The 23,336-nt window shown below is 43.6% G+C and carries 17 protein-coding genes, 2 tRNA genes and 3 rRNA genes; 14 read left to right on the forward strand and 8 right to left on the reverse strand.

Features of this window, described 5'->3' with window-relative positions; all coding sequences use genetic code 11:
- Positions 1-41: 41 nt before the first annotated feature.
- Entirely contained in the window at positions 42-956 is a 915-nt protein-coding gene (locus JK628_RS09450) for a dihydrodipicolinate synthase family protein (protein WP_202289232.1), read from the reverse strand.
- Between the two features lie 165 nt (positions 957-1,121).
- On the opposite strand from JK628_RS09450, the gene JK628_RS09455 reads away from it, so the two are divergent.
- Together JK628_RS09455 and JK628_RS09460 are read left to right on the forward strand one after the other, a co-directional pair.
- Complete coding sequence (locus JK628_RS09455; protein ID WP_202289233.1) at positions 1,122-2,162, forward strand: proline racemase family protein; 1,041 nt, start codon at positions 1,122-1,124, stop codon at positions 2,160-2,162.
- Between the two features lie 32 nt (positions 2,163-2,194).
- Complete coding sequence (locus tag JK628_RS09460) at positions 2,195-3,469, forward strand: NAD(P)/FAD-dependent oxidoreductase (RefSeq protein ID WP_202289234.1); 1,275 nt, start codon at positions 2,195-2,197, stop codon at positions 3,467-3,469.
- A 146-nt stretch (positions 3,470-3,615) separates the two neighbouring features.
- On the opposite strand, the gene JK628_RS09465 is transcribed toward JK628_RS09460, so the two are convergent.
- Positions 3,616-4,923: an aminopeptidase P N-terminal domain-containing protein gene (locus JK628_RS09465; protein ID WP_202289235.1), complete on the reverse strand. Its 1,308-nt coding sequence runs from the start codon at positions 4,921-4,923 to the stop codon at positions 3,616-3,618.
- A 133-nt stretch (positions 4,924-5,056) separates the two neighbouring features.
- On the opposite strand from JK628_RS09465, the gene gmhB reads away from it, so the two are divergent.
- The 6 genes from gmhB to rrf all read left to right on the forward strand — a co-directional run bounded on the left by gmhB (position 5,057) and on the right by rrf (position 11,994).
- Complete coding sequence (gmhB, locus tag JK628_RS09470; RefSeq protein ID WP_202289236.1) at positions 5,057-5,608, forward strand: D-glycero-beta-D-manno-heptose 1,7-bisphosphate 7-phosphatase; 552 nt, start codon at positions 5,057-5,059, stop codon at positions 5,606-5,608.
- Positions 5,609-6,283: 675 nt separating this feature from the next.
- Positions 6,284-7,826: ribosomal RNA gene (locus tag JK628_RS09475) — 16S ribosomal RNA — on the forward strand.
- A gap of 217 nt (positions 7,827-8,043) precedes the next feature.
- Positions 8,044-8,120 (forward strand) — tRNA-Ile (locus tag JK628_RS09480).
- A gap of 125 nt (positions 8,121-8,245) precedes the next feature.
- Positions 8,246-8,321, forward strand: a tRNA-Ala gene (locus JK628_RS09485).
- Between the two features lie 392 nt (positions 8,322-8,713).
- Positions 8,714-11,618 (forward strand): 23S ribosomal RNA (locus JK628_RS09490).
- Positions 11,619-11,878: 260 nt separating this feature from the next.
- Positions 11,879-11,994 (forward strand): 5S ribosomal RNA (rrf, locus tag JK628_RS09495).
- Together the 16S, 23S and 5S rRNA genes with 2 tRNA genes alongside form the textbook arrangement of a ribosomal RNA operon.
- A gap of 613 nt (positions 11,995-12,607) precedes the next feature.
- On the opposite strand, the gene JK628_RS09500 is transcribed toward rrf, so the two are convergent.
- Positions 12,608-13,261 (reverse strand): YccT family protein, encoded by a 654-nt coding sequence (locus JK628_RS09500; RefSeq protein ID WP_202289237.1) that lies wholly within the window; start codon positions 13,259-13,261, stop codon positions 12,608-12,610.
- Between the two features lie 168 nt (positions 13,262-13,429).
- On the opposite strand from JK628_RS09500, the gene JK628_RS09505 reads away from it, so the two are divergent.
- Together JK628_RS09505 and corA are read left to right on the forward strand one after the other, a co-directional pair.
- Positions 13,430-13,795 carry a hypothetical protein gene (locus JK628_RS09505; RefSeq protein ID WP_202289238.1) on the forward strand — a complete coding sequence of 122 codons (366 nt, stop codon included), beginning with the start codon at positions 13,430-13,432 and terminating at the stop codon, positions 13,793-13,795.
- A gap of 107 nt (positions 13,796-13,902) precedes the next feature.
- A complete protein-coding gene (corA, locus tag JK628_RS09510; RefSeq protein WP_202289239.1) occupies positions 13,903-14,850 on the forward strand; it encodes a magnesium/cobalt transporter CorA in 948 nt (315 codons plus the stop codon).
- Between the two features lie 101 nt (positions 14,851-14,951).
- On the opposite strand, the gene JK628_RS09515 is transcribed toward corA, so the two are convergent.
- A complete protein-coding gene (locus JK628_RS09515) occupies positions 14,952-15,290 on the reverse strand; it encodes a DUF3135 domain-containing protein (RefSeq protein WP_202289240.1) in 339 nt (112 codons plus the stop codon).
- A gap of 89 nt (positions 15,291-15,379) precedes the next feature.
- A complete protein-coding gene (locus JK628_RS09520) occupies positions 15,380-16,639 on the reverse strand; it encodes an HD-GYP domain-containing protein (protein WP_202289241.1) in 1,260 nt (419 codons plus the stop codon).
- Between the two features lie 114 nt (positions 16,640-16,753).
- Here JK628_RS09520 and JK628_RS09525 point away from each other — a divergent pair, with 114 nt between their 5' ends.
- Positions 16,754-17,443, forward strand: a complete 690-nt coding sequence (locus JK628_RS09525) for a 2OG-Fe(II) oxygenase (RefSeq protein WP_202289242.1) — start codon at positions 16,754-16,756, stop codon at positions 17,441-17,443.
- Here JK628_RS09525 and JK628_RS09530 read toward each other — a convergent pair.
- Together JK628_RS09530 and JK628_RS09535 are read right to left on the reverse strand one after the other, a co-directional pair.
- A complete protein-coding gene (locus JK628_RS09530) occupies positions 17,440-18,792 on the reverse strand; it encodes an ATP-binding protein (protein WP_202289243.1) in 1,353 nt (450 codons plus the stop codon). The genes JK628_RS09525 and JK628_RS09530 overlap by 4 nt on opposite strands.
- Positions 18,783-19,457 (reverse strand): response regulator, encoded by a 675-nt coding sequence (locus JK628_RS09535; protein WP_202289244.1) that lies wholly within the window; start codon positions 19,455-19,457, stop codon positions 18,783-18,785. Before JK628_RS09535 ends, JK628_RS09530 begins: the two co-directional genes overlap by 10 nt.
- A 283-nt stretch (positions 19,458-19,740) precedes the next feature.
- Here JK628_RS09535 and JK628_RS09540 point away from each other — a divergent pair, with 283 nt between their 5' ends.
- The 3 genes from JK628_RS09540 to JK628_RS09550 are packed head-to-tail and all read left to right on the forward strand — an operon-like array spanning position 19,741 to position 22,810.
- Positions 19,741-20,595 (forward strand): putative selenate ABC transporter substrate-binding protein, encoded by an 855-nt coding sequence (locus tag JK628_RS09540; protein WP_202289245.1) that lies wholly within the window; start codon positions 19,741-19,743, stop codon positions 20,593-20,595.
- A gap of 3 nt (positions 20,596-20,598) precedes the next feature.
- A complete protein-coding gene (locus JK628_RS09545; RefSeq protein WP_202289246.1) occupies positions 20,599-21,294 on the forward strand; it encodes an ATP-binding cassette domain-containing protein in 696 nt (231 codons plus the stop codon).
- A gap of 10 nt (positions 21,295-21,304) precedes the next feature.
- Positions 21,305-22,810, forward strand: a complete 1,506-nt coding sequence (locus tag JK628_RS09550) for a PhnE/PtxC family ABC transporter permease (protein WP_202289247.1) — start codon at positions 21,305-21,307, stop codon at positions 22,808-22,810.
- Positions 22,811-22,884: 74 nt separating this feature from the next.
- On the opposite strand, the gene JK628_RS09555 is transcribed toward JK628_RS09550, so the two are convergent.
- Positions 22,885-23,229 carry a hypothetical protein gene (locus JK628_RS09555; protein WP_202289248.1) on the reverse strand — a complete coding sequence of 115 codons (345 nt, stop codon included), beginning with the start codon at positions 23,227-23,229 and terminating at the stop codon, positions 22,885-22,887.
- Between the last annotated feature and the right edge of the window lie 107 nt (positions 23,230-23,336).

Raw genomic sequence — 23,336 nt, forward strand, 5'->3', positions numbered from 1 at the left:
ATATTAATCAAAGGCTCAGCGCTTGGAGATATGACTTAGGTTTAGTCGATGTTGTACTTGTCTAGATTAATACGTGTTTTGAGTGCTAGTGCGATAACTTCTTCTACATAAGCGCGTTCTTCACCTATTAATGGTAAACGTGGCATACGTACATTTTCACTACCACGACCTAAAATTTGCTCCGCAAATTTAATACACTGAACTAGCGTTGGAATGGTATCGAGTCTTAGCAGCGGCATGAACCAACGATAGATTTCACGTGCTTCTTCGATGCGCCCTGCACGTGCAAGTTTGTACAGTGTTACCGATTCCCGTGGGAATACGTTTGTTAGACCAGAGATCCAACCTGTTGCACCAAGCAGTAAACTTTCTAGAGCGATATCGTCCACACCGCATAGAATACTGAATCGCTCACCAAAACGACTTTGCAACTCAGTTAAGCGACGGGTATCAGTGGTCGATTCTTTGATGGCTACAATGTTATCTTCTTCTGCAAGAATTGCAGTCATCTCAAGATTAATGTCTACGCCATAACTCACAGGGTTGTTGTAGATCATGATTGGCAGTTTAGTTGAGCGAGCAACAGTCTGGTAATGTGCAACGACTTCACGATCTGTGCCACGGTAAACCATAGCAGGCAGTAGCATTAGACCATCAACACCAAGTTTCTCTACATCTTGTGCATAAAGAGATGCTAGTTCAGCAGTATTTTCAGTACATCCAGTTAGCACTAAAATACGGCCTTTAACGGTTTCTACGGTATGTTTGATGAACTCACGTTTTTCTTCTGGGCTTAGAGAAGCATTCTCTCCGATTGTGCCTAAAGCAATAATTCCGTCAATTCCATCTCTAATAAGATCTTCGAGCATACGAGCATTTGACTCGTAATTGATCGAACCATCTTCATTAAATTGAGTTGAGATAGCGGGGAAAACACCTTGCCAATTTACATTCATATTAAGCCTCTATTACTACGTTTTACATTTGAAATTATGGTTTGTTATGGGATATTGTATACGTGAAATTACAAATTAAAAGACCCCATTACGCGATTGGGAGTAACTAAATCACCCTTGCATTATTGTATACAATATGCAAAAAGATCAAGAGAAAACCTAAAAATGAGAAAAATTGAGATCAGTCCAGAGCTGGCAAGCACTTATACAGAATTCAAAACGATAGATGCACATACAGAAGGTGAACCTCTGCGTATTATTGTCTCAGGCTACCCTGAAATAAAAGGCAAAACTATTTTAGAAAAACGCAAATATGTTACCGAAAATTGCGATGTATACCGAAAATTGCTGATGCATGAGCCTCGAGGGCATGCAGATATGTATGGCGCGTTGATTACTGAAGCCGTAACACCGAACGCTGATTTTGGTGTGCTTTTTTTGCATAACGAGGGTTACAGCTCTATGTGTGGCCATGGCATTCTTGCTTTAGTTAAAGTGATGTGTACAACGGGTGCGATTGAGTTAAATGATAGCGAAAGAGTGATAAAAATTGATGCGCCAGCGGGGTTAATAACTGCAAAAGCTTACCGTGACCAACAAGGTAAGATTCATGCAAGCTTTAAAAATGTTGATTCATGGGCTGAGTCGTTAGATTGCACTGTGATGGTGGATGGTTTTGGTGACGTGACCTATGATATTAGCTTTGGTGGCGCATACTATGCGTATGTTGATGCAGACGCCCATGGTATTTCATGTGGCCAAGAAAACGTGGCTCAATTAATCGATATAGGCAGGCGTATCAAGCTTGCAGTGATGGCTTCACACCCTTTAGCACATCCTATCGAAGAAGATTTAAGCTTTCTTTACGGCACCATATTTACCTCAAAAAAGGTGACTGATCCTGAAGCGCACTCTCGCCACGTATGTATTTTTGCCGATGGTGAAGTGGATCGCTCACCAACAGGAACCGGTGTTGCTGGCCGAATTGCGCTGCTGTACGCAAAGGGGGAGGTTGCGTTAAATAGTCCATTAATGATTGAGAGTATTGTCGATGGCCGAATGATTGTAAGCGCAACGGCGACAACGCAGTTTCATGACAAACAAGCGGTGATCCCTGAAGTGTCTGGTCGCTCATATATTACTGGGAAACATCAGTTTTTTATTGATCCTGATGATGTGTTCCAAGATGGCTTTATGCTGCGTTAATGGTTACGACTACAATAGAGTAGATAAACGATATGAATAATCAAACACTTAACAGTCCCAGAAAAGTCACTATTATTGGTGCTGGCATTGTTGGTCTAGCAGCGGCTATTGAACTACAACGTGTGGGCTTCAATGTTACCATTCTTGATAAAGAAGGGACGGCCGCAGGTGCCTCAAAAGGCAATGCTGGTCATTTTGCAACCGAACAAGTTTTTCCCCTAGCTGACCCTGCTTTGTTACCTAAACTGCCTGGAATGTTAATGGATCCGATAGGGCCGTTTCGCATTCAACCACAATACTTGCTTAAAGCCCTACCTTGGTTTTTTCGGTTTTTGCATAACATGCTACCGTCTCGTAGAACAAAAAATGGCCAAGCGATTAAACTACTCAATCAAAATGCTATAGCAGCAATGAAATCATTAACTGCATTCTGCGACTGTGAAGATTTGCTAACCCTGAATGGCAGCTTATTAGTATTTGAAAGTACGCCCTTAGCCTTGGTTGAAAAAGAGTATCGGGCCTACGCCGATGCCGACGTGGATGTAAAGTTACTCAATGGCGATGAGGTTAGGGCACTTGAACCGTCATTAAGCAGTAGCATTACCAATGGGCTGTATTTTACTCATGTTGGACATACAGCTGATCCATATCGCTTATGCAAAGCATTAGAGGCTAAATTTAAGGAGTTAGGTGGTAAGCTTATCACCGAAGAACTTGTTCAGATCCACGCTGTCAAAACTAGCTCAAGCATACAACTTGATATGCATTCTGGACGTAGTGAGCAATCAGATGCTGTCGTTATAGCTTCTGGTGCATGGTCAAAACCGTTCGTTAAGCAACTCGGTCATTCAGTGCCGCTAGAAACCGAGCGTGGCTACCACCTTATGATGCCCCAAAAGAGTAATCTCTCTCGTCCCGTGGCTTCTTACAATCGTAAGTTTATAATCACACCCATGTTAGCGGGAACGAGGCTTGCTGGTACCGTTGAGTTTGGCGGCTTGAAAGCACCGCTAGTGGCAGCTAGAGCAGATAGTTTGTTCCCACACGGAAAAGCGCTATTGCCAGATCTATTTGCCGATGCTGTAGCGAGTGATGGTGAACGCTGGATGGGATTTAGACCATCTATGCCTGATAGTTTGCCGGTACTGGGACGAAGTAATAAACAAGCAAATGTATATTTCTCATTTGGTCATCAGCATCTTGGCTTAACGTGGGCGGCAGTGACAGCAAAGCTGCTGGCGGAGGAGATATTAGGAGAGCAAGCAAGTATAGAACTGAGCCCTTATCGTATCGACAGATTTGATTAGAGCTATTAGTACTCAATGAAAAGACCTATTGATAATACCTCAAACAAAGACCAAAAATTTGCTCCTTGTTTGAGGTATGAGTAAAGAATATAAATTTTAAAGTCGTTCTATGAGCAAACCGCATTCATTAAATTACATACTCAGTATTATGTATGTGCCATACAGTGCTCTATCTCTTCAACTGTTCTAGGCACATCGGCTGATAGGTTCTCAAAACCGTTTGCGGTTACCAGAATATCGTCTTCAATGCGGATCCCCATGCCTCGGTATGCTTCAGGTACATCGGTTGCATCTTCTGGAATGTAGATCCCAGGCTCAATCGTAAACACCATTCCTGTCTCTAATGTACGCCATTTGCCATTGTTGTCATGGTAGGGACCAACATCGTGTACATCCATGCCAAGCCAGTGACCAGTTTTGTGCACGGTAAAGCGTTTATAACTTTCAGTTGCCATGATTTGCTCAATCGAGCCGGACAATAATCCAAGTTGTTTGAGACCCTCTGCCATTACCTGCATACAGGTATTATAGAGGCTATTCCACATCGCGCCCGGCCGTACTTTATTTATGGCTTGATCTAATGCACTTAACACCAGTTGGTAAATGGCTTTTTGCTCAGGGGTAAAACGGCCATTGACTGGATAACTACGGGTGATGTCAGAAGCATAGTGCTCCAATTCGCCGCCGGCATCGATAAGTAGCATCTGGCCGTCCTGCAGTTGGCTGCTATTTTCTTCATAATGTAGGCAACAGGCATTATTGCCGCTGGCTACAATATTTGGATAAGCGACATCGTTACAGCCATATTTAGCGATAGTGAAGTCAAACAGTGAAGATAACTGACGCTCATTGATACCAGGATGGCAGGCCTGCATCACCGCAAGGTGTCCAGCGGTCGATGCAGTAACTGCGTTGCGGATTTTAGCTATTTCAGCTTGATTTTTAACTACTCGTCTTGGATGTAACAGCTCGGCAAGCGGTTTGATTGAGGTGAAATATTTTGGAGTGTCAAATGACGAATTGAATCTGTGATGATTTGACCAGTTGACTAATGATGATGAAAATCGGCCTAGCTCATCACTTATGTAGAGTGTTTTAATGTTTTGCAGCAGTGGTAATAAGGTTTGTTCAAACAGCGTATTCGAAAAGGCTCTGTCTGCACCATAATGCTCTACAGCGCCTTCAACCCCTGCACGGGATCCGAAGCTGACTTCTTGAGCTGGATCTTTAGGGCGACTGAACAATAGATACTCACTTACTTCGCGTTTGACCAATATAGCAATAGCGTCTGGCTCATCGAACCCTGTTAAATAGAGGAAGTCATTATCTTGTCTGAAGTGATACTTGATATTTTTACTACGGACTTTTTGCTGATAGCCAGCAAGGATCACTAAACTGTCATCAGGTAGCTGTTTAAGTAGCTCTGCTCGTCTGTGGCGATAGATATTGTCCATATTGTATTTTTCTTTGTATAGGTATGTATATTATATTCATTACACGATATTAGACAGTTTATAGCAAGTTCACGGTGCATTTTTGTTTAATGAATGAAATAATAACGTCATTAATGATTAGAGAGACGGCATTTTGAAACGAGCAGTATTTTTAGACAGAGATGGTGTCATCAATATAGATCATGGCTATGTACATAAGGTCGATGATTTTGAATATGTTGAAGGCGTGTTTGAAGCCTGTGTAGCGCTAAAAGATGCAGGCTTTCTTCTTGCGGTCGTGACTAATCAGTCTGGTATTGCGCGTGGCTTATATACTGAAGATCAGTTTCACACATTAACAGAGTGGATGGATTGGAACTTTGTTGACAAAGGTGTTGAACTGGATGGTATCTACTATTGCCCCCATCATTTCGAAAAAGGGCTTGGTGAGTATAAAGTTGACTGTGACTGCCGTAAACCGAAACCTGGAATGCTAAACACTGCAGCACAGTTCCTAAAGATTGATTTAGGCCAATCTGTGATGGTGGGTGATAAAAGAGATGACATGCTAGCAGCTAAAGCTGCAGGAGTTCCGACTCGTATATTAGTGCGCACTGGGAAATCCGTCACTGATGAAGCTATAGCAGCAGCCACAGTGGTGTTGGATTCAATTGCAGATGTACCCGCTTATTTGGCGGATAATTAATTCGAGAATGCGAGTTAGTATTGAATCGTCAGTCCTTTAAGAGCGTTAAGTTAAAATTAGGCTGCGGAAAGGGGCTTTTAGCCCCTTTTTTGTGCGTATTGCTTGAGAAATATCCGTTTGGTCGTGTTATTCCATTTTTATTAAGAAACCCTCTTGTGCTCTCTCTGGATTTCCCTATAATGCGCATCCACTGACACGGCACAGCAGGCCAACAGCTTAGGTTGTACGGGACTTGCAGCAGTGTTAGAGAGTTAAACTTCTTCGGAGATTTGATTCAGGTGACAAGCGCTTTAAGGGCTTCGGGTAATGATTGATTTCACGAGAGTGATTAAGAAATCATCGCTTGAAAAACTTCTTAAAATAAGCCCTTGACGCCGACACTGGAGAGTGTAGAATACGCCTCCTCAAGCCAACGACCTAGCGTCTTCGGCGACATCTGAAAGATTGATGTCACGCTCTTTAACAATATGACAAGCAAATCTGTGTGGGCACTCACAGGTGTTGAGTTATTCGAAATTGCCTTCTGTTCTTCGGAATGTCGGCAATCAAAAATATTAACTCAATGAACCACTGAGTGACCATAGCAATATGTAAACTTCGAATATCTTCGGGTATTTGAAAAACAGTATAATTCATTGAGCCGCTTTGCTCTTAACGGGGTAAAGCAAAAAACTTTAATTGAAGAGTTTGATCATGGCTCAGATTGAACGCTGGCGGCAGGCCTAACACATGCAAGTCGAGCGGAAACACAAGGGAGCTTGCTCCTGAGGTGTCGAGCGGCGGACGGGTGAGTAATACCTAGGTATCTGCCCAATCGAGGGGGATAACAGTTGGAAACGACTGCTAATACCGCATACGCCCTACGGGGGAAAGGAGGGGACCTTCGGGCCTTCCGCGATTGGATGAACCTAGGCGGGATTAGCTAGTTGGTGAGGTAATGGCTCACCAAGGCGACGATCCCTAGCTGGTCTGAGAGGATGATCAGCCACACTGGAACTGAGACACGGTCCAGACTCCTACGGGAGGCAGCAGTGGGGAATATTGCACAATGGGCGAAAGCCTGATGCAGCCATGCCGCGTGTATGAAGAAGGCCTTCGGGTTGTAAAGTACTTTCAGCGAGGAGGAAAGGTTAGTAGTTAATAACTGCTAGCTGTGACGTTACTCGCAGAAGAAGCACCGGCTAACTTCGTGCCAGCAGCCGCGGTAATACGAGGGGTGCAAGCGTTAATCGGAATTACTGGGCGTAAAGCGTACGCAGGCGGTTTGTTAAGCGAGATGTGAAAGCCCCGGGCTCAACCTGGGAACTGCATTTCGAACTGGCAAACTAGAGTCTTGTAGAGGGGGGTAGAATTTCAGGTGTAGCGGTGAAATGCGTAGAGATCTGAAGGAATACCGGTGGCGAAGGCGGCCCCCTGGACAAAGACTGACGCTCATGTACGAAAGCGTGGGGAGCAAACAGGATTAGATACCCTGGTAGTCCACGCCGTAAACGATGTCTACTCGGAATTTGGTGTCTTGAACACTGGGTTCTCAAGCTAACGCATTAAGTAGACCGCCTGGGGAGTACGGCCGCAAGGTTAAAACTCAAATGAATTGACGGGGGCCCGCACAAGCGGTGGAGCATGTGGTTTAATTCGATGCAACGCGAAGAACCTTACCTACTCTTGACATCCATAGAAGCCGAAAGAGATTTTGGTGTGCCTTCGGGAACTATGAGACAGGTGCTGCATGGCTGTCGTCAGCTCGTGTTGTGAAATGTTGGGTTAAGTCCCGCAACGAGCGCAACCCTTATCCTTATTTGCCAGCACGTAATGGTGGGAACTTTAGGGAGACTGCCGGTGATAAACCGGAGGAAGGTGGGGACGACGTCAAGTCATCATGGCCCTTACGAGTAGGGCTACACACGTGCTACAATGGCCGGTACAGAGGGTTGCAAAGCCGCGAGGTGGAGCTAATCTCACAAAGCCGGTCGTAGTCCGGATCGGAGTCTGCAACTCGACTCCGTGAAGTCGGAATCGCTAGTAATCGTAGATCAGAATGCTACGGTGAATACGTTCCCGGGCCTTGTACACACCGCCCGTCACACCATGGGAGTGGGCTGCACCAGAAGTAGATAGCTTAACCTTCGGGAGGGCGTTTACCACGGTGTGGTTCATGACTGGGGTGAAGTCGTAACAAGGTAGCCCTAGGGGAACCTGGGGCTGGATCACCTCCTTACCTATACGACTAACTCACATCTGAAGTATGCAAATACGTTTGAGTGTTCACACAGATATGCTTGTTATAAAGAAAGAGCAAATAATCGAAAGGTTATTTTTGAGGATTTTGATTCTTAATCAAGGCACTTGAAGAGTCTCGCAGGGAGTGTGCTTTAGCACATGACTGAGAAACGATGATAGTAACGCAGAGAAAGGATTAAAAGACCAAAAAGAATGGGTCTGTAGCTCAGCTGGTTAGAGCGCACCCCTGATAAGGGTGAGGTCGGTGGTTCAAGTCCACTCTGACCCACCAAATCTTCGCTTACTCATCGTTAGGTTAATACTCGTTTAGAACAACACTAAACGTCGCATCAACCTGCCTTGATTAATCTCGATTTGGTGTTACCAATTGATTAATTTGTTTGACTGCATGTAAATGGGGCTATAGCTCAGCTGGGAGAGCGCCTGCCTTGCACGCAGGAGGTCTGCGGTTCGATCCCGCATAGCTCCACCATTTACTTTGCTAATTATCATTTGATGATTTAGTAGACTTACTTTTCTAGCTGATAAGTGAGGCATGCATTGGATAGAGATGCCAAAGATAAACGAAAACTTTATCTTTGGCTTTTTTAAGCCCGTTCTTTAAAAATTTGGAAAGCTGATAGTGTTAATCTGAAAGGGATAGCAGTTACGATTTATCGTATTGTTATTTATAGGATTAGCGCGAAATTAAAAAATTGAGTTCTAAACACTTAAACATTAAGTGTCTTGGCTTGTGACTTAACGGTTACGAGTTAAAAATTCTAATTTTGGCGAAAGTAGAAACCATTAGTTACGATACGACTGTTTTAAGCTTACCCGCTTGAAACAACGATTATTTCTCATAGAGACTTATTTGGGTTGTATGGTTAAGTGACTAAGCGTATATGGTGGATGCCTTGGCAGTCAGAGGCGATGAAGGACGTAGTAACTTGCGAAAAGCGTTGGCGAGCTAGTAACAAGCATTTGAGCTAACGATGTCCGAATGGGGAAACCCACTCACATAAGTGAGTATCACAACATGAATACATAGTGTTGTGAGGCAAACCCGGGGAACTGAAACATCTAAGTACCCGGAGGAAAAGAAATCAACCGAGATTCCCCTAGTAGCGGCGAGCGAACGGGGATTAGCCCTTAAGCGTAGAGGGTGTTAGTGGAATGTGTTGGAAAGCACAGCGGCACAGGGTGATAGCCCCGTACATGAAAACTAACTTTACGTGAAAACGAGTAGGACGGGACACGTGACATCTTGTCTGAACATGGGGGGACCATCCTCCAAGGCTAAATACTCCTGACTGACCGATAGTGAACCAGTACCGTGAGGGAAAGGCGAAAAGAACCCCTGTGAGGGGAGTGAAATAGAACCTGAAACCGTATACGTACAAGCAGTGGGAGCGGTTCTTGAGACCGTGACTGCGTACCTTTTGTATAATGGGTCAGCGACTTACATTTTGTAGCGAGGTTAAGCGAATAGCGGAGCCGTAGGGAAACCGAGTGTTAACTGCGCGTTTAGTTGCAAGGTGTAGACCCGAAACCCGGTGATCTAGCCATGGGCAGGTTGAAGGTTGAGTAACATCAACTGGAGGACCGAACCGACTTATGTTGAAAAATGAGCGGATGACTTGTGGCTGGGGGTGAAAGGCCAATCAAACCGGGAGATATCTGGTTCTCCTCGAAAGCTATTTAGGTAGCGCCTCGTACGAATACCATTGGGGGTAGAGCACTGTTAAGGCTAGGGGGTCATCCCGACTTACCAACCCTTTGCAAACTCCGAATACCAATGAGTACTATACGGGAGACACACGGCGGGTGCTAACGTCCGTCGTGAAAAGGGAAACAACCCAGACCATCAGCTAAGGTCCCAAAGTTATTGCTAAGTGGGAAACGATGTGGGAAGGCTTAGACAGCTAGGATGTTGGCTTAGAAGCAGCCATCATTTAAAGAAAGCGTAATAGCTCACTAGTCGAGTCGGCCTGCGCGGAAGATTTAACGGGGCTAAGCAATACACCGAAGCTATGGGTTTGCTAGTTTACTAGCAAGCGGTAGAGGAGCGTTCTGTAAGCGGTTGAAGGTGAAGGGGTAACCCACACTGGACGTATCAGAAGTGCGAATGCTGACATGAGTAACGATAAAGGGAGTGAAAAACTCCCTCGCCGAAAGACCAAGGGTTCCTGTCCAATGTTAATCAGGGCAGGGTGAGTCGACCCCTAAGGCGAGGCCGAAAGGCGTAGTCGATGGGAAACAGGTTAATATTCCTGTACTTCTGCTAACTGCGATGGAGAGACGGAGAAGGCTAGGCTAGCGCGGCGTTGGTTGTCCGCGTTTAAGGCTGTAGGCAGTATTCTTAGGCAAATCCGGGAATACGCATTAAATTGCAATGCTGAGAGTTGATGACGAGGTCCTAAGGGACTGAAGTAGTTGATGCCATGCTTCCAGGAAAATCTTCTAAGCTTCAGGTTAGTAGGAATCGTACCCCAAACCGACACAGGTGGTTGGGTAGAGAATACCAAGGCGCTTGAGAGAACTCGGCTGAAGGAACTAGGCAAAATGGTACCGTAACTTCGGGAGAAGGTACGCTGCCGACGGTGATGGGACTTGCTCCCTAAGCTGTTGGCAGTCGCAGATACCAGGTGGCTGCAACTGTTTATCAAAAACACAGTACTGTGCAAACTCGCAAGAGGAAGTATACGGTATGACGCCTGCCCGGTGCCGGAAGGTTAATTGATTGGGTTATCTTCGGAGAAGCTCATGATCGAAGCCCCGGTAAACGGCGGCCGTAACTATAACGGTCCTAAGGTAGCGAAATTCCTTGTCGGGTAAGTTCCGACCTGCACGAATGGCGTAATGATGGCCACGCTGTCTCCAGCCGAGACTCAGTGAAGTTGAAATTGCGGTGAAGATGCCGTATACCCGCGGCTAGACGGAAAGACCCCGTGCACCTTTACTATAGCTTGGCACTGAACATTGAACCTACATGTGTAGGATAGGTGGGAGACTTTGAAGCTTTGTCGCTAGATGAAGTGGAGTCAACCTTGAAATACCACCCTTGTAGTTTTGATGTTCTAACCGCGGCCCCTGAATCGGGGTTCGGGACAGTGCCTGGTGGGTAGTTTGACTGGGGCGGTCTCCTCCCAAAGAGTAACGGAGGAGCACGAAGGTTGGCTAAGTACGGTCGGACATCGTACGGTTAGTGCAATGGCATAAGCCAGCTTAACTGCGAGACATACACGTCGAGCAGGTACGAAAGTAGGTCATAGTGATCCGGTGGTTCTGTATGGAAGGGCCATCGCTCAACGGATAAAAGGTACGCCGGGGATAACAGGCTGATACCGCCCAAGAGTTCATATCGACGGCGGTGTTTGGCACCTCGATGTCGGCTCATCACATCCTGGGGCTGAAGTCGGTCCCAAGGGTATGGCTGTTCGCCATTTAAAGTGGTACGCGAGCTGGGTTCAGAACGTCGTGAGACAGTTCGGTCCCTATCTGCCGTGGGCGTTGGATGATTGAAGGAAGCTGCTCCTAGTACGAGAGGACCGGAGTGGACGAACCGCTGGTGTTCGGGTTGTTATGCCAATAGCATTGCCCGGTAGCTACGTTCGGAATCGATAACCGCTGAAAGCATCTAAGCGGGAAGCGAGTCCTAAGATGAGTCATCCCTAGGAATTTAATTCCTCTAAAGAGCCGTTCGAGACTAGGACGTTGATAGGCAGGGTGTGTAAGCGTTGTGAGGCGTTGAGCTAACCTGTACTAATGACTCGTGAGGCTTAACCATACAACCCTGATGGGTTTTGTATGAGACTGATGTTTTTACATCATCAAAGTTAGAATAAGCACTTAATGTAAGTAAAACTCAATGATTTAACTCTTTTTAATTAAAGAGCAGCTTTTCAAATTTAGTTATTTGGCTAATTACGCAGGTAATTGTTTGGCTGACAAAGCCGTGACGAACGAGCCGCGGAATGTACTTTAGTACATGAGCAGTGCAGTGAGGAAACAATACCGTCAGACGGGCAATTAACCAGTAAGAATTTGTCTGGAGACCATAGAGCTGTGGCCCCACCTGATCCCATTCCGAACTCAGAAGTGAAACACAGTATCGCCGATGGTAGTGTGGGGTTTCCCCATGTGAGAGTAGGTCATTTCCAGGCTTTAAATTAAGTGAAAAAGCCACCTTATTAAGGTGGCTTTTTTGCGTTTGGGCGTTTGTAAATTAGAAAAATGCTTTTGAGTATCGATTACCTATCTTTAAAGGTGGCTTATTCACTTAAGTAGGCATAAATACCTACCCCGATGTCACCCCGCCGCCCCCATGTGTTCGCTTCGCGAACGACGAGAATAGGTCATTTCCAGGTGCCTAATTTCTCGAAAGAGAGTATTAAGCCCGTTGCTAACGCAACGGGCTTTTTTACGTCTGCGATTTGTGGTTTTGAGTCGTTATGTGTATTCCTTTACTGATCATACCATCTGTACTGACAGTAGTGTCACCAATAAGCCCTTGTGCCCCTTCGAAGAGGATAAAGATCAGGTCTTTCGCTATCCTATATTAGTTTTGTAAAAGAATGGGGTTCCCGTAGTTACTGCTGTGGACTTTTTTGGTTGTATCCTTAAGTTTGCTGTCTATTATTGCAAAGCAATACCGTAAGCGGTTAGCAGCGTAGGTCAACCCATTGATAGTAAAAATAGTAAGGTAATTTACAGATGGCATGATCGAGATATTCCATGACACTCAAACTCAGTAGCGTCATGGAGCATCTAGGTTAGTTATTTAGCATTAATCTTTAATTTAAATGCTTGTTTGGTTTCTTCATCGGCTTGCTCATACCAAAAATCGAGCATTTTACCCACATTAACCTGGTCTGATATAGCTTTGGAATCCTTCGTCGGGAGTGCCGTAACTGCTTGAGTATTAATAGGCGGGCTAGCCAAAATGACTGGCGCAGCTAATGCGACGATTGCAGCAACCTTATTGCTACTATTATAAATACTGATCTCCTCTTCGTAATCACGACCTAGCTGCAGACCCTCTTTAATCAATAATCCCTGTTGGAAATCCACACTTGTGCCTGATGAATCTTTGACGGTGATCTGAGGGTTACTGTTGAAAGCATCAGCGTCTCTAGTTGAACGTATTCTTGGAAAACCGATAGTCAATTGCTTGTCTTTGGCTGTAAACGTCACAATAATTACGTCAGAGCTAAATTGGGTTTGTGACCCTTGTTGTTGGTAACGGCCTATATACCTCAGGGCTATTTGATTCTCACCATTCTTAAGTGAAGGCTCCTTATTGCCGTCAGCCTCTTTACCATTGATAAGGAGAAGTTCAGAGTTGGATGGAAGTGTGAGTTCTACATTGGCAATTGCGATAGAGTGAACGCAAAGTAATGCAGTGGCCAAGATACACTGGTATATTTTCATAGAAAACCTCTATTTAAATTGATACCTACTTTATAGCAGAACGATTATTTTTTTGCAGGTTCATCTGAAGTAACTGAGCGGTTCAATGCGAATGCTTGGATATTATTAACAGTTTAGCTTTATGATGTTAGTTATAATGTGATTTCATTACGGTTGTGGAGAGAGCGGGTGTTAACGAAAATTCTTGTGACTTTGTTAGTCATAGCGGGTGCCATTTTTTATATTCGTCAATCTAAAGTAAGCCGAACCAAAGAGAAGACTCAAGATATGGGTAAGGGGATGATTATTCGCTTCTCTCTTTATATCACTTTAAGTATTTCAATATTGGCAAGTGCCGGCTATTGGTATTGGGATTGGCAGGATGGTAATAAGGTCGTTAGTGTAACGATTGTGTCGCCAACGAGTAATGACTCCGTTGTTTATCAAGTAAGAAAGAAGCATATTGCTAACAACGAAATAATAACTATAGATGGAATAAGAGTCAGGTTGTCCAATCAAGAGCGAATAACCATCGCAAATGCAGTTCAAGAGTAATATTTGTGGCTTTTCGTTTAGTTAGCGCTTTGCGAGCTCTATTTTTGGGTTAGAATAGCCTCGTTTTTTTACCCCTATTAGTTGATTAATTGTAAGAAGGAGGAGCTATGATAACAGCCTATGCCTACGAGAATCGTAACCTAACGATTAGCGAATTGAGCATCAAGGATACTATCCCTCCCGGCACGACTTGGTTAGATCTTTATAAGCCTGATGATCAGGAACGTGAGTGGCTAAGCCAGTTTTCTGTTGAAGATGTTCCTGAAGAGGAAGATATCAATGAGATCGAAGCTTCAGCACGTTTTTATCAGAATAAAGACGGCTTGCATATTAACTCTTTGTTTCCGCAAAGAGCAGGACAAGACGTTAAGGGTGTAAACGTTTCTTTCAATATCCGCCAAAACTTTCTTTTGACGATTAGAGAAGAAGACGTCGGCTTAATAAGACTACTTAGAAACTACCTACGTCTTGGTAGAATTGAAGCTACGTCACCACAAGCATTACTACTTGAACTCTTCAATCTAAAAGTAGATTACCTATCAGATTTAATTGAAGACGTTTACAGCGTGCTTGATAGCGTGAGTGAGGAAGTTTTTAAGAATGAAGAGCTCGATGATGTCTTTAAGCTTATAACTCGACAAGAAGACTCAAATGGTAAGATTCGATTAAGTTTACTTGATACACAGCGTTCATTACGTTACATGCAAAAGTACTATCGTGGTCAACTCTCAGACGGTGAGATAAAAGATCTTAGAGAGATGCTATTGGATATTGAATCGCTGATGCCACATAGTCAGTTCATCTTTGATAAATTGAATTTCTTACTTGATGCAGCAATGGGCTTTAGTGGACTGCAACAAAACAAGATTATTAAAATATTTTCGGTTGCGGCAGTGGTATTTTTACCGCCAACGGTGATTGCCAGTAGCTATGGTATGAACTTTGCCAACATGCCTGAATTGGATTGGCAGTTGGGTTATCCTATGGCTATTTTGATGATGTTCGGCAGCGCAGCAGGGACCTACTTCTTTTTCAAGCGTAAAGGCTGGCTATAAAACGGTAAGATATAATTAAAATACTGAAACGACTTTGAAACAGTCGTTTCAGTATTTTACGTTATTGAATTTTCCACTAGGCTCCGCTATAGCGTTCGCATTTAGCGAGTTTTTTTTGTGCCTGTTTGTGGGGTGTTGTTTGCAAAATAAAGTACCTTAGCCTTATTTTGATAAAATTCATTGGGATGATTAAGAACATTGTTAAGGCTTGAAAGTTTTTGGTACATCATGCTGCTTACTATTTGGTAGCGTTGGTAGGGTGTTTTGCATAGAGACAATTTCTTTTCGAGGTGGCTCAGCAATGAGATCAACTTTGGCTTACTTGCAGCAGAACTCTCATCAATAACTTCTTTGTTTAACTTTTTTTGCAAAGCATTTAATTTGGTGGGTTCGTTTTTTGCTAGCCAAAGTAACCTGTCAAAACCGGGAAGCTTAGTCATAAAAACTCACTCTAAAACGTTTTCTGATAGATTAAATCTAGTAACAGGAACGAAATAGAGCAAGACGTAGACCGCTATATCATGTTTTTTTAGCTATCGGTACCAAAGTAATAGCTAACTCTTTCTCTCGGGTTGAGATATTTAAAGACCTTTTCTGGCAGGGCGGCGGGGGGTAAACACCTAACAATAGTAATCTCCTCTTGTGCCAGCTCAACGATAGGGGCTTGTTCTTTTGGAACTAATGCATCGTAAACAAGGATCCTAGGTAGCAGGAGCTGACTCATGTTTACAGACATCACCATACCGTATTGGCCAGAGGATAATTCTACAATGCTACCGGGTGGATAGATCCCTAACATCTTTACCATTCTGCCGACAATTTGCGGGTTTAACTGCGTTTTATAATGCTTATAAAGGTAACCTAACGCTGAGAAGGGGGTGCGGGCTTTTCTACTTCTGTCTGAATGGCAGAGGTTATCATAGGTATTTACCGCTGCAACCAACTGGCTTAATTTATCAATTTGCGGTTCTTTCAAGCCTTTTGGAGTGCCTGTTCCATCGAGGTACTCATGATGTTTCAAGATAATTGGCAGTGCTTCAGAAGGGAAATTATCAGCAAGCTTGAGTAAATCAACGCCCATCATTGGGTGTTGATTGACAAAGTTTTGTTCAGCAGACGATAGTGGTGACGTCTTTCTCAATATCTGCGAGGGCACTTTAAGCTTACCTGTGTCATGAAACAGTGCACCAATGCCGACTAATTCTATTTCATTGCGGCTCCAGTTTAGCTCTTTTGCTATTAGCATAGATAAAATGGAGACATTGAGAGAGTGGAAATAGATCCCGTCATCATTTTTAGCATCGGTCATCAAGTGCAAAACTAACTTATCTGAGGTTAATAACTGCTCGCAGATATTATGGATAAGCTCTTTTGCATCATTCACAGCATTTAAAGGGCGATTTCGCAATTTTCCCATCAGACTGCGGATCATCGCTATAGAACGATCGAAGTGTTGTTCTGTCTTCTGCAGCTGGCGCCTGAGGCTTTTATGGGCTTCTATGCTTTCTGCTTTTTGCTGACTAAGATCCTCAGATAATTGATCTAAATTGCTATCAACAATTGGCTGATCTTTCGTTCTGGCATCTTCAAGTGTCAGCACGGCAGTATCACTACGATCCAGTATGACAAAGACATGCTCAATCCCCAGGTTCTTGATTAACTCAATCTGGGCTTGTTGTCTTATTTTAAAACTACTGAAGAGAAAAGGGTGATCTTTCCATGAAATAGGTAGTCGAATGAAATTACCTACCTGCAGTTGCTTTACTGCTACTTTACAACTATTTGGCATATGTATTTGTGTGAGTCTTCCTTAATTTGCTATTTTAACGGAACTTATATTATTTACAATTGCTTAACGCATATGTTTACAATTATGCGAAGGCAAGCAGGTTGAGAGTATCTAATGGATTTTATTGAAATATACCCGAATGCACTTCCCGACGATCTTTGTGATCAGCTCGTACATGCCTTTGAGCAACACCCTGGCGTGTTAGCGGGGAGCACTGGTGGCGGCGTAGACACTGAAAAAAAACTGAGCCGTGATTTGATGTTGGATTCTTATGATGATTTAGCATCACTTAAAAATACTTTACTGCAATATACCTTATCCCGTACTGCAGAGTACTTTAATAAGTACTCTATGGCGCTAATGGGAGCTGTATCGGTTGGGGTGTCAAATAACGAAGGTGAAACCGTAACGTTAACCCCTGACAACTATGCCGCATTAGGGGAGCCAAGAGCGGAAGCCTTAGTTAAATATCTATATCGTAGTGGCACCATTAATATACAAAAATACGACAAGAATAGAGGCGGTTACCCCCATTGGCACTCGGAACAATTTCCACAGCTCAATCATAATGAAGCCTTACACCGAGTGATGTTGTATATGTTTTACTTGAATGATGTCGAGGACGGCGGGGAGACTGAGTTTTATTATCAAGACAAGGTCGTTAAACCTAGAAAAGGCACCATGGTGATTGCACCAGCAGGTTTTACTCATTCCCATAGAGGCAACACGCCCAAGAGTAGCGACAAATATATCGCGACCTCTTGGATAATGTTTAATAGAGCGGAGCAGTTGTACGCACGTTAGATAGGGATCGATATTCTAAAACATGCGCCTTCTAATGCGGATGTCTCAATGCTGAGACGTCCGCCATAGCTAATGACGATCTCATTACATACGGCCAGCCCAATACCTTGGCCGGCTTTTTGGGTATCAGCGCGAACACCACGTTGAATAATATTTTGTCTAATACTCTCCTCTACGCCTGGGCCGTCATCTTCTACCAAAAGCTCAAACTCACCCGCATCATTGTAATAGGACGAGACCCTTACAGTGGTAATACATAGCTTAAATGCATTTTCCATTAAGTTGCCACACAGCTCCATTAAGTCGCCTTTGTCACCGGGGAAAACATGTTCTTGCTCGATAACAGCTTCAAACTGTACTTGTTTGTCGCGGTATACCTTAAATAACATTTGAGCTAGCTGGTCAACGAGTGGCAGTATTTGAGTTTGTTCCTGTTTCAAGCCTTTACGGCCTAACATTGCCCGCTTTAATTGGTATTTGACCAATTGATCCATCTGGCTTACTTGCTCCATTATTTTTTCGCTGGTTTCTTCTTTATTTAATCTGGCATCATCAGTAATTGCGTGTACGGCAGCTAAGCGTGTTTTTAAACTATGCGCTAAGTCGTTCATTGCATTTTGGTAACGCTGCTGTTGTGCACTTGATTGTACTAACAGTTGGTTGAGGGCTTGTGTTACACCTTCTAGCTCAACAGGATAGCCTTCTGAAAGGGTCTTAGATTTACCACTATTAACCGATTGAAGTTCATTTCGTAACTGCACTAATGGCCGCATTCCCCAGTATGCTGCACTAATGAGTAATACTAATGCCAATGCCAGCACAAATCCGAGTCGTATATAGGTGCGTCGACTGAACTTACTGTATTCCTCTTCTAACTTCTCGGCATCTTTTAGTACCAGCAAATTGTATTCACTGCCAGCGATATCCAGTGAGAGTAAATACACAAAGTAGCCGCGAGTATCGGCTAAGGAGAGGTAATAGGGGGGAGTGCTATTGCGGATCTCGTTAAAACGCTCGCAAGTATCGAATAACCCGCGATCAACAGCTAAAGAGGATGTCCAAACTTGGTTAAAGCTACTATCACAACTGGCAATAATATAACGTTGTGAAGCGTTATTTTCCGCAAGCCATTCATCACTCGTATCGGGTAGCAGGTCATGCTCTCTAAGCTCGGCGGCAACTTTTGGGATTTCAGCAATGAGCTGAGAGGTTTCTTCATTGTAACTATTTTGGGCGTGAAGGATATTAACCATCCACGCCAAACCAAAGCCCACGAGGGCGATGATTGATAGGGAGGTAAGAAACATCCGCGTCAGCAGACGTTTCTTGGGTATAAAGCTCAACTGCATGGCAGATTAAATTTATACCCTTGACCACGAATCGTCGCGATAGGGTTTTCAATTCCATCTTTAGTGAGTTTTTTGCGTAATCGACTTACCATGACCTCAATAGTATTTGGGTCGCCTTCTTTGTCACCATAGATAACATCGAGCAGGCGCTGTTTAGCAACAACTTCATGGCAGTGTCGCATTAAGTATTCAAGGATAAGGTATTCAAAGGCGGTGACTTCCATTGGCACTTCGTTGAGAGTGACTTGTTTGGCTGCCAAATCTATCTCAAGAGCGCCGCTGGTGATCTTGGGTTTTACAAAACCAGCACTGCGCCTGACCAAAGCATCAAGTCGAGCCACGAGCTCCTCTTTCTGGAACGGTTTAACCAGGTAGTCATCTGCACCGGCATTTAGACCTTCCACTTTATCTTGCCAGTTAACACGGGCAGTCAAAATTAAAATGGGAGCTTTAACTCCATTATCGCGCATACTTTGAATTAGGCTAATACCATCTTGGTCAGGTAAGCCCAGATCGACAATAGCGACATCAATTGGATAATTCGTCGCTTGGTAAAATCCCTCTTTCGCTGTTAATGCAACCTGAAGCTGGTTTCCTAGCTCAGTTAGCTGCACCTTAAGGTGGTGAGATAAAATAGGATCATCTTCAACAACCAATATTCTCATAGTCAAATATCCTTGAATGCGATAAAGATTAGTTTACGCAGATTTATACATACTGCCAACTAAGTGTTTCTAATTACGTAGGAGTTTACGCTTCGATTACTTAACCTTGGCTGAATTGCGTATAGGTCTGGGTTAACAAGGCGCTTAATTGGATGTTTTAACATCAGTTTGAACAGTGGTATCGCTTAATCGGTAATTATCTAGTGCTTTATAGTGTTTATTCTGGGTTTGTTGGCGGAATTTAGTTAAAATCTGGTAAATTTTTTGTCGGATAAAGTTCATTATGTTTGTAATCAAGCCACTTCTTAGCATGTTGGTACTGCTGTTCACACCGAGTCTTTTGGCGGCTACTTTTACTTTTACCGCGATTCCAGACGAGGATGAAAGCCAACTTCGAACGCGTTTCGATAAAGTCGCTGCTTACTTGGAAGAAAGGCTAGGTGTCGACGTTAAATATGTACCGGTTAAGTCATATTCGGCAGCGGTAACAGCATTTAGAAATAACCAAGTGCAACTTGCATGGTTTGGTGGCCTTTCGGGTGTACAAGCAAGGCGTTTAGTGCCAGGTTCTGACGCAATAGCACAAGGGTATGAAGATCAATTCTTTAAAAGCTATTTTATTGCCCACCATTCAACTGAGATTATTGCCAGTGATAACTTCCCTAACCTCAACGGTTACACCTTTACGTTTGGCTCAAAAGACTCTACATCTGGCCGCTTAATGCCACAGTTTTTTATCGAACGTAATTTAGGTAAACGGCCAGAAGATATATTTAAGCGTATTGGATTCTCAGGCGATCACAGTCGAACAATAGCGCAAGTTCAAGCGGGCGTTTACCAAGTTGGCGCAGTGAATTATAAAGTATGGGAGTCGGCTGTTGCGGCTGGTAAAGTTGACTTGAACAAAGTTGGCGTTATTTGGGCAAGCCCTACATATCCTGATTACCAATGGACGGTAAGAGCTGGTGTTGATGAGATTTTTGGTGAAGGTTTTAAGGCACAAGTGGAAGCAGTGTTGTTGGGTATGAATGATGCCGAACTGCTTAAGAGCTTTCCACGGAAATCATTTGTGGCAGCTGGTAATCAAGATTATCAACCGATAGAGAATGTGGCTAAAACTATAGGGTTGATCGATTAATCAATGCTAAATATCAGCGACTTATCTTTAAGCTTTGGTGATAAAAAAGCACTGGATTCAATTAGTTTTTCTATTGCTTCAGGCGAGAAAATAGCAGTTATTGGCAGTTCAGGTTCTGGCAAATCTACGCTGATCCGTCATATCTATGATCAGCTGCAAGGGAGCGCTGCCTATTGCTCCCAACAGCAGGGCTTAGTCGAGAGCTTAAGTGTATTTCATAATATCTATATGGGTGCTCTGGGCAGAAACTCTGCGGTATATAATCTTTTAAATCTAGCGTTTCCCTGTAAAAAGCCAGCTCTAGAAGTGACTGCAATTGCTAACTCACTAGAGCTCGACTGCCCAATATCTCAGGCTGTATCTCAGTTATCAGGTGGACAGCGTCAACGAACAGCCGTTGGTCGTGCGATATATCAAGATATGCCAATGTTTATTGGCGATGAGCCTTTTTCTGCTTTAGATCCAGTTATGGGTAAGCGGCTGATAAATTTAGTATTACAGCAGCACCAAACCGTCATAATGGTATTGCATGATATGGATATGGCATTGGAGCATTTTGATAGAGTCATTGGCTTGCGTGATGGGAAAAAATGCATAGATACAAAGGCATCAGCGTTAAGTGCCGAATTGTTGCAAGCGTTCTATGAAGACTCAATTCATTTTACTCCTGTCTCTATAGAGTCCGCAGAAATTGCCTGATCTTGTCAATATGAATTCAACTCCACGGCAGGCATTTTTTGGTTATTGGCAGAAAGTCACGCTGATTTTGCTTTGCGTCACGATGACATGCTTTTACTGGGCAGATACAGAAATTATTGCATTGGAACCGTGGAGCGAGTTGCAACGGATTGGTCTAGGATTTCTCTCTCCGAATTTTTTAGCGACAGAATATTTATTGGAAGCGGTGTGGCAAACCGTCAGCTTTGCTTTATTGGGGGTGGCTGCGGGATTGTTATTCGGTGCACCGGTGGCACTCTTTTATAATAGGCCTGCAGTTGCGGCAGCTTGTGCCTTTATTCGCTCTATTCACGAACTGTTTTGGGCACTACTGTTTCTGCAAGTGTTCGGTTTATCCCCTTTAACGGGTGTGCTTGCTATTGCCTTACCCTATGGCGCGACATTTGCTCGAGTCTTTAGTGATATTTTACAGCAAGCCCCGATCTACACCTTGCAAAATATACCGGCTAATACCGATAAAGTCAGTCGCTATATTTATGGCCGCTTTGCCCACGTGATGAATGAAATCAAAGCTTATGTGCGCTACCGTTTTGAGTGTGCCTTAAGAAGTAGTGCGATACTTGGCTTTGTAGGGATGCCTACACTCGGATTCTATTTAGAGTCGGCTTTTAGACAAGGGCATTATCATCAAGGCGCAGCGCTACTCATCTTGTTTATTATCATGATCGGAAGCATCCCTTTCTGGTGTCGATCAAAATTGTTACCTCTGTATTTTATTGCCGCGCTATGGTTGTTACCAGAGATAACAACCATTGATGGCTCACTTGTTTGGCGGTTTTTAAGTGACGATATTTTTCCGCCGATGTTTCAAAGCCATAGCATGGAGCTGTTACTCGATGACAGGTGGCGGTTATTTGCAAAATGGTTTTATGACATCGTCACAGAGCAAGCACTGCCAGGCATTTTGGCGACGGTATTGCTCGCCGTTGCGGCTTTAGGTTTTAGCTACCTGCTAGCGTTACTGATGACCACATTAAGTTTTAGGCCGTTAACGGGTACGATTATCGCTCGAATAAACAATTTTGTCTTACTGATTTTAAGATCGGTGCCTGAGTACATATTTGCCTATATCTTTATGCTGTTGTTGGGACCTTCGATGTTACCCGCAATCATAGCGTTAGCTATTCATAATGGTGCTCTAGTCGCCTATTTAACCGGTAGACAAAGCACTACAACCTCGTTTAGCTGCCATTTTAATGGCAAAATTGATGGCTATGCCTATGACATATTGCCGAGAATATACCCCAATATGATGGCGTTACTGTTTTATCGGTTTGAAGTTATTCTACGAGAAACGGCTATTTTGGGGATGTTAGGCGTTGCTACGTTAGGCTTTTATATCGATAGCAACTTTTCTGAGATACGTTTTAATGGCGCGCTAGTGCTGATAGGAGCGACTGCTTTACTTAATATATTAATCGATATAGCGAGTCGTAGGTTGCTAGTAAAAGGCTCGTTGTCACATAAGCCTTGTTAAATCACCGTATATTATCAATGTATATACGGTGAAATTGGATAGTGAGCGAATGTTAGCAAGTGCTCGAGATAGAGTTAGCTAAATAATCTACGTTGGCTTCTTTTATCAATAATGCCATTGCCACACCAGGCTGCAAATAACGTAAACATGACAACACTTGACATAATGATGCTCAAGCGATACCAAGGTGCTTCAGCAAGAATGCGTGTCTGTACATATTCAAACCCGCTCACACCCCAAACTAGAAAAGCAGATACGATAAGGGCTAACTGTAAAAGTCGAGTCATCCACGTTGATCGAATAAAGAGTAATGCTGGTGCTAAAGCATAGGCTATGCAGGCTTCATTTTGACCAAAACGAAGGAAATGTGCGCCGAGTAATAAATACGCAAGACTGATAAATAGAATACGCCACCACATAGAGTTTTACCTTATTGACCATAAATAGCGAACAAGGATACGGTAAAATCAAACCAGTATTCTATAGGTGGCTTCACAAATATAAGACTAATGCTCGTTGGCATCGA

Origin of the sequence: Shewanella sp. KX20019 (assembly GCF_016757755.1) — a bacterium.
In the GTDB taxonomy this organism is placed as follows: domain Bacteria; phylum Pseudomonadota; class Gammaproteobacteria; order Enterobacterales; family Shewanellaceae; genus Shewanella.

Coding starts and splice junctions, on each gene's coding strand:
- JK628_RS09450 (WP_202289232.1), bottom strand. CDS start 956: ATGAATGTAAATTGGCAAGGTGTTTTCCCCGCTATCTCAACTCAATTT.
- JK628_RS09455 (WP_202289233.1), top strand. CDS start 1,122: ATGAGAAAAATTGAGATCAGTCCAGAGCTGGCAAGCACTTATACAGAA.
- JK628_RS09460 (WP_202289234.1), top strand. CDS start 2,195: ATGAATAATCAAACACTTAACAGTCCCAGAAAAGTCACTATTATTGGT.
- JK628_RS09465 (WP_202289235.1), bottom strand. CDS start 4,923: ATGGACAATATCTATCGCCACAGACGAGCAGAGCTACTTAAACAGCTA.
- JK628_RS09500 (WP_202289237.1), bottom strand. CDS start 13,261: ATGAAAATATACCAGTGTATCTTGGCCACTGCATTACTTTGCGTTCAC.
- corA (WP_202289239.1), top strand. CDS start 13,903: ATGATAACAGCCTATGCCTACGAGAATCGTAACCTAACGATTAGCGAA.
- JK628_RS09515 (WP_202289240.1), bottom strand. CDS start 15,290: ATGACTAAGCTTCCCGGTTTTGACAGGTTACTTTGGCTAGCAAAAAAC.
- JK628_RS09520 (WP_202289241.1), bottom strand. CDS start 16,639: ATGCCAAATAGTTGTAAAGTAGCAGTAAAGCAACTGCAGGTAGGTAAT.
- JK628_RS09525 (WP_202289242.1), top strand. CDS start 16,754: ATGGATTTTATTGAAATATACCCGAATGCACTTCCCGACGATCTTTGT.
- JK628_RS09530 (WP_202289243.1), bottom strand. CDS start 18,792: ATGCAGTTGAGCTTTATACCCAAGAAACGTCTGCTGACGCGGATGTTT.
- JK628_RS09535 (WP_202289244.1), bottom strand. CDS start 19,457: ATGAGAATATTGGTTGTTGAAGATGATCCTATTTTATCTCACCACCTT.
- JK628_RS09540 (WP_202289245.1), top strand. CDS start 19,741: ATGTTTGTAATCAAGCCACTTCTTAGCATGTTGGTACTGCTGTTCACA.
- JK628_RS09545 (WP_202289246.1), top strand. CDS start 20,599: ATGCTAAATATCAGCGACTTATCTTTAAGCTTTGGTGATAAAAAAGCA.
- JK628_RS09550 (WP_202289247.1), top strand. CDS start 21,305: ATGAATTCAACTCCACGGCAGGCATTTTTTGGTTATTGGCAGAAAGTC.
- JK628_RS09555 (WP_202289248.1), bottom strand. CDS start 23,229: ATGTGGTGGCGTATTCTATTTATCAGTCTTGCGTATTTATTACTCGGC.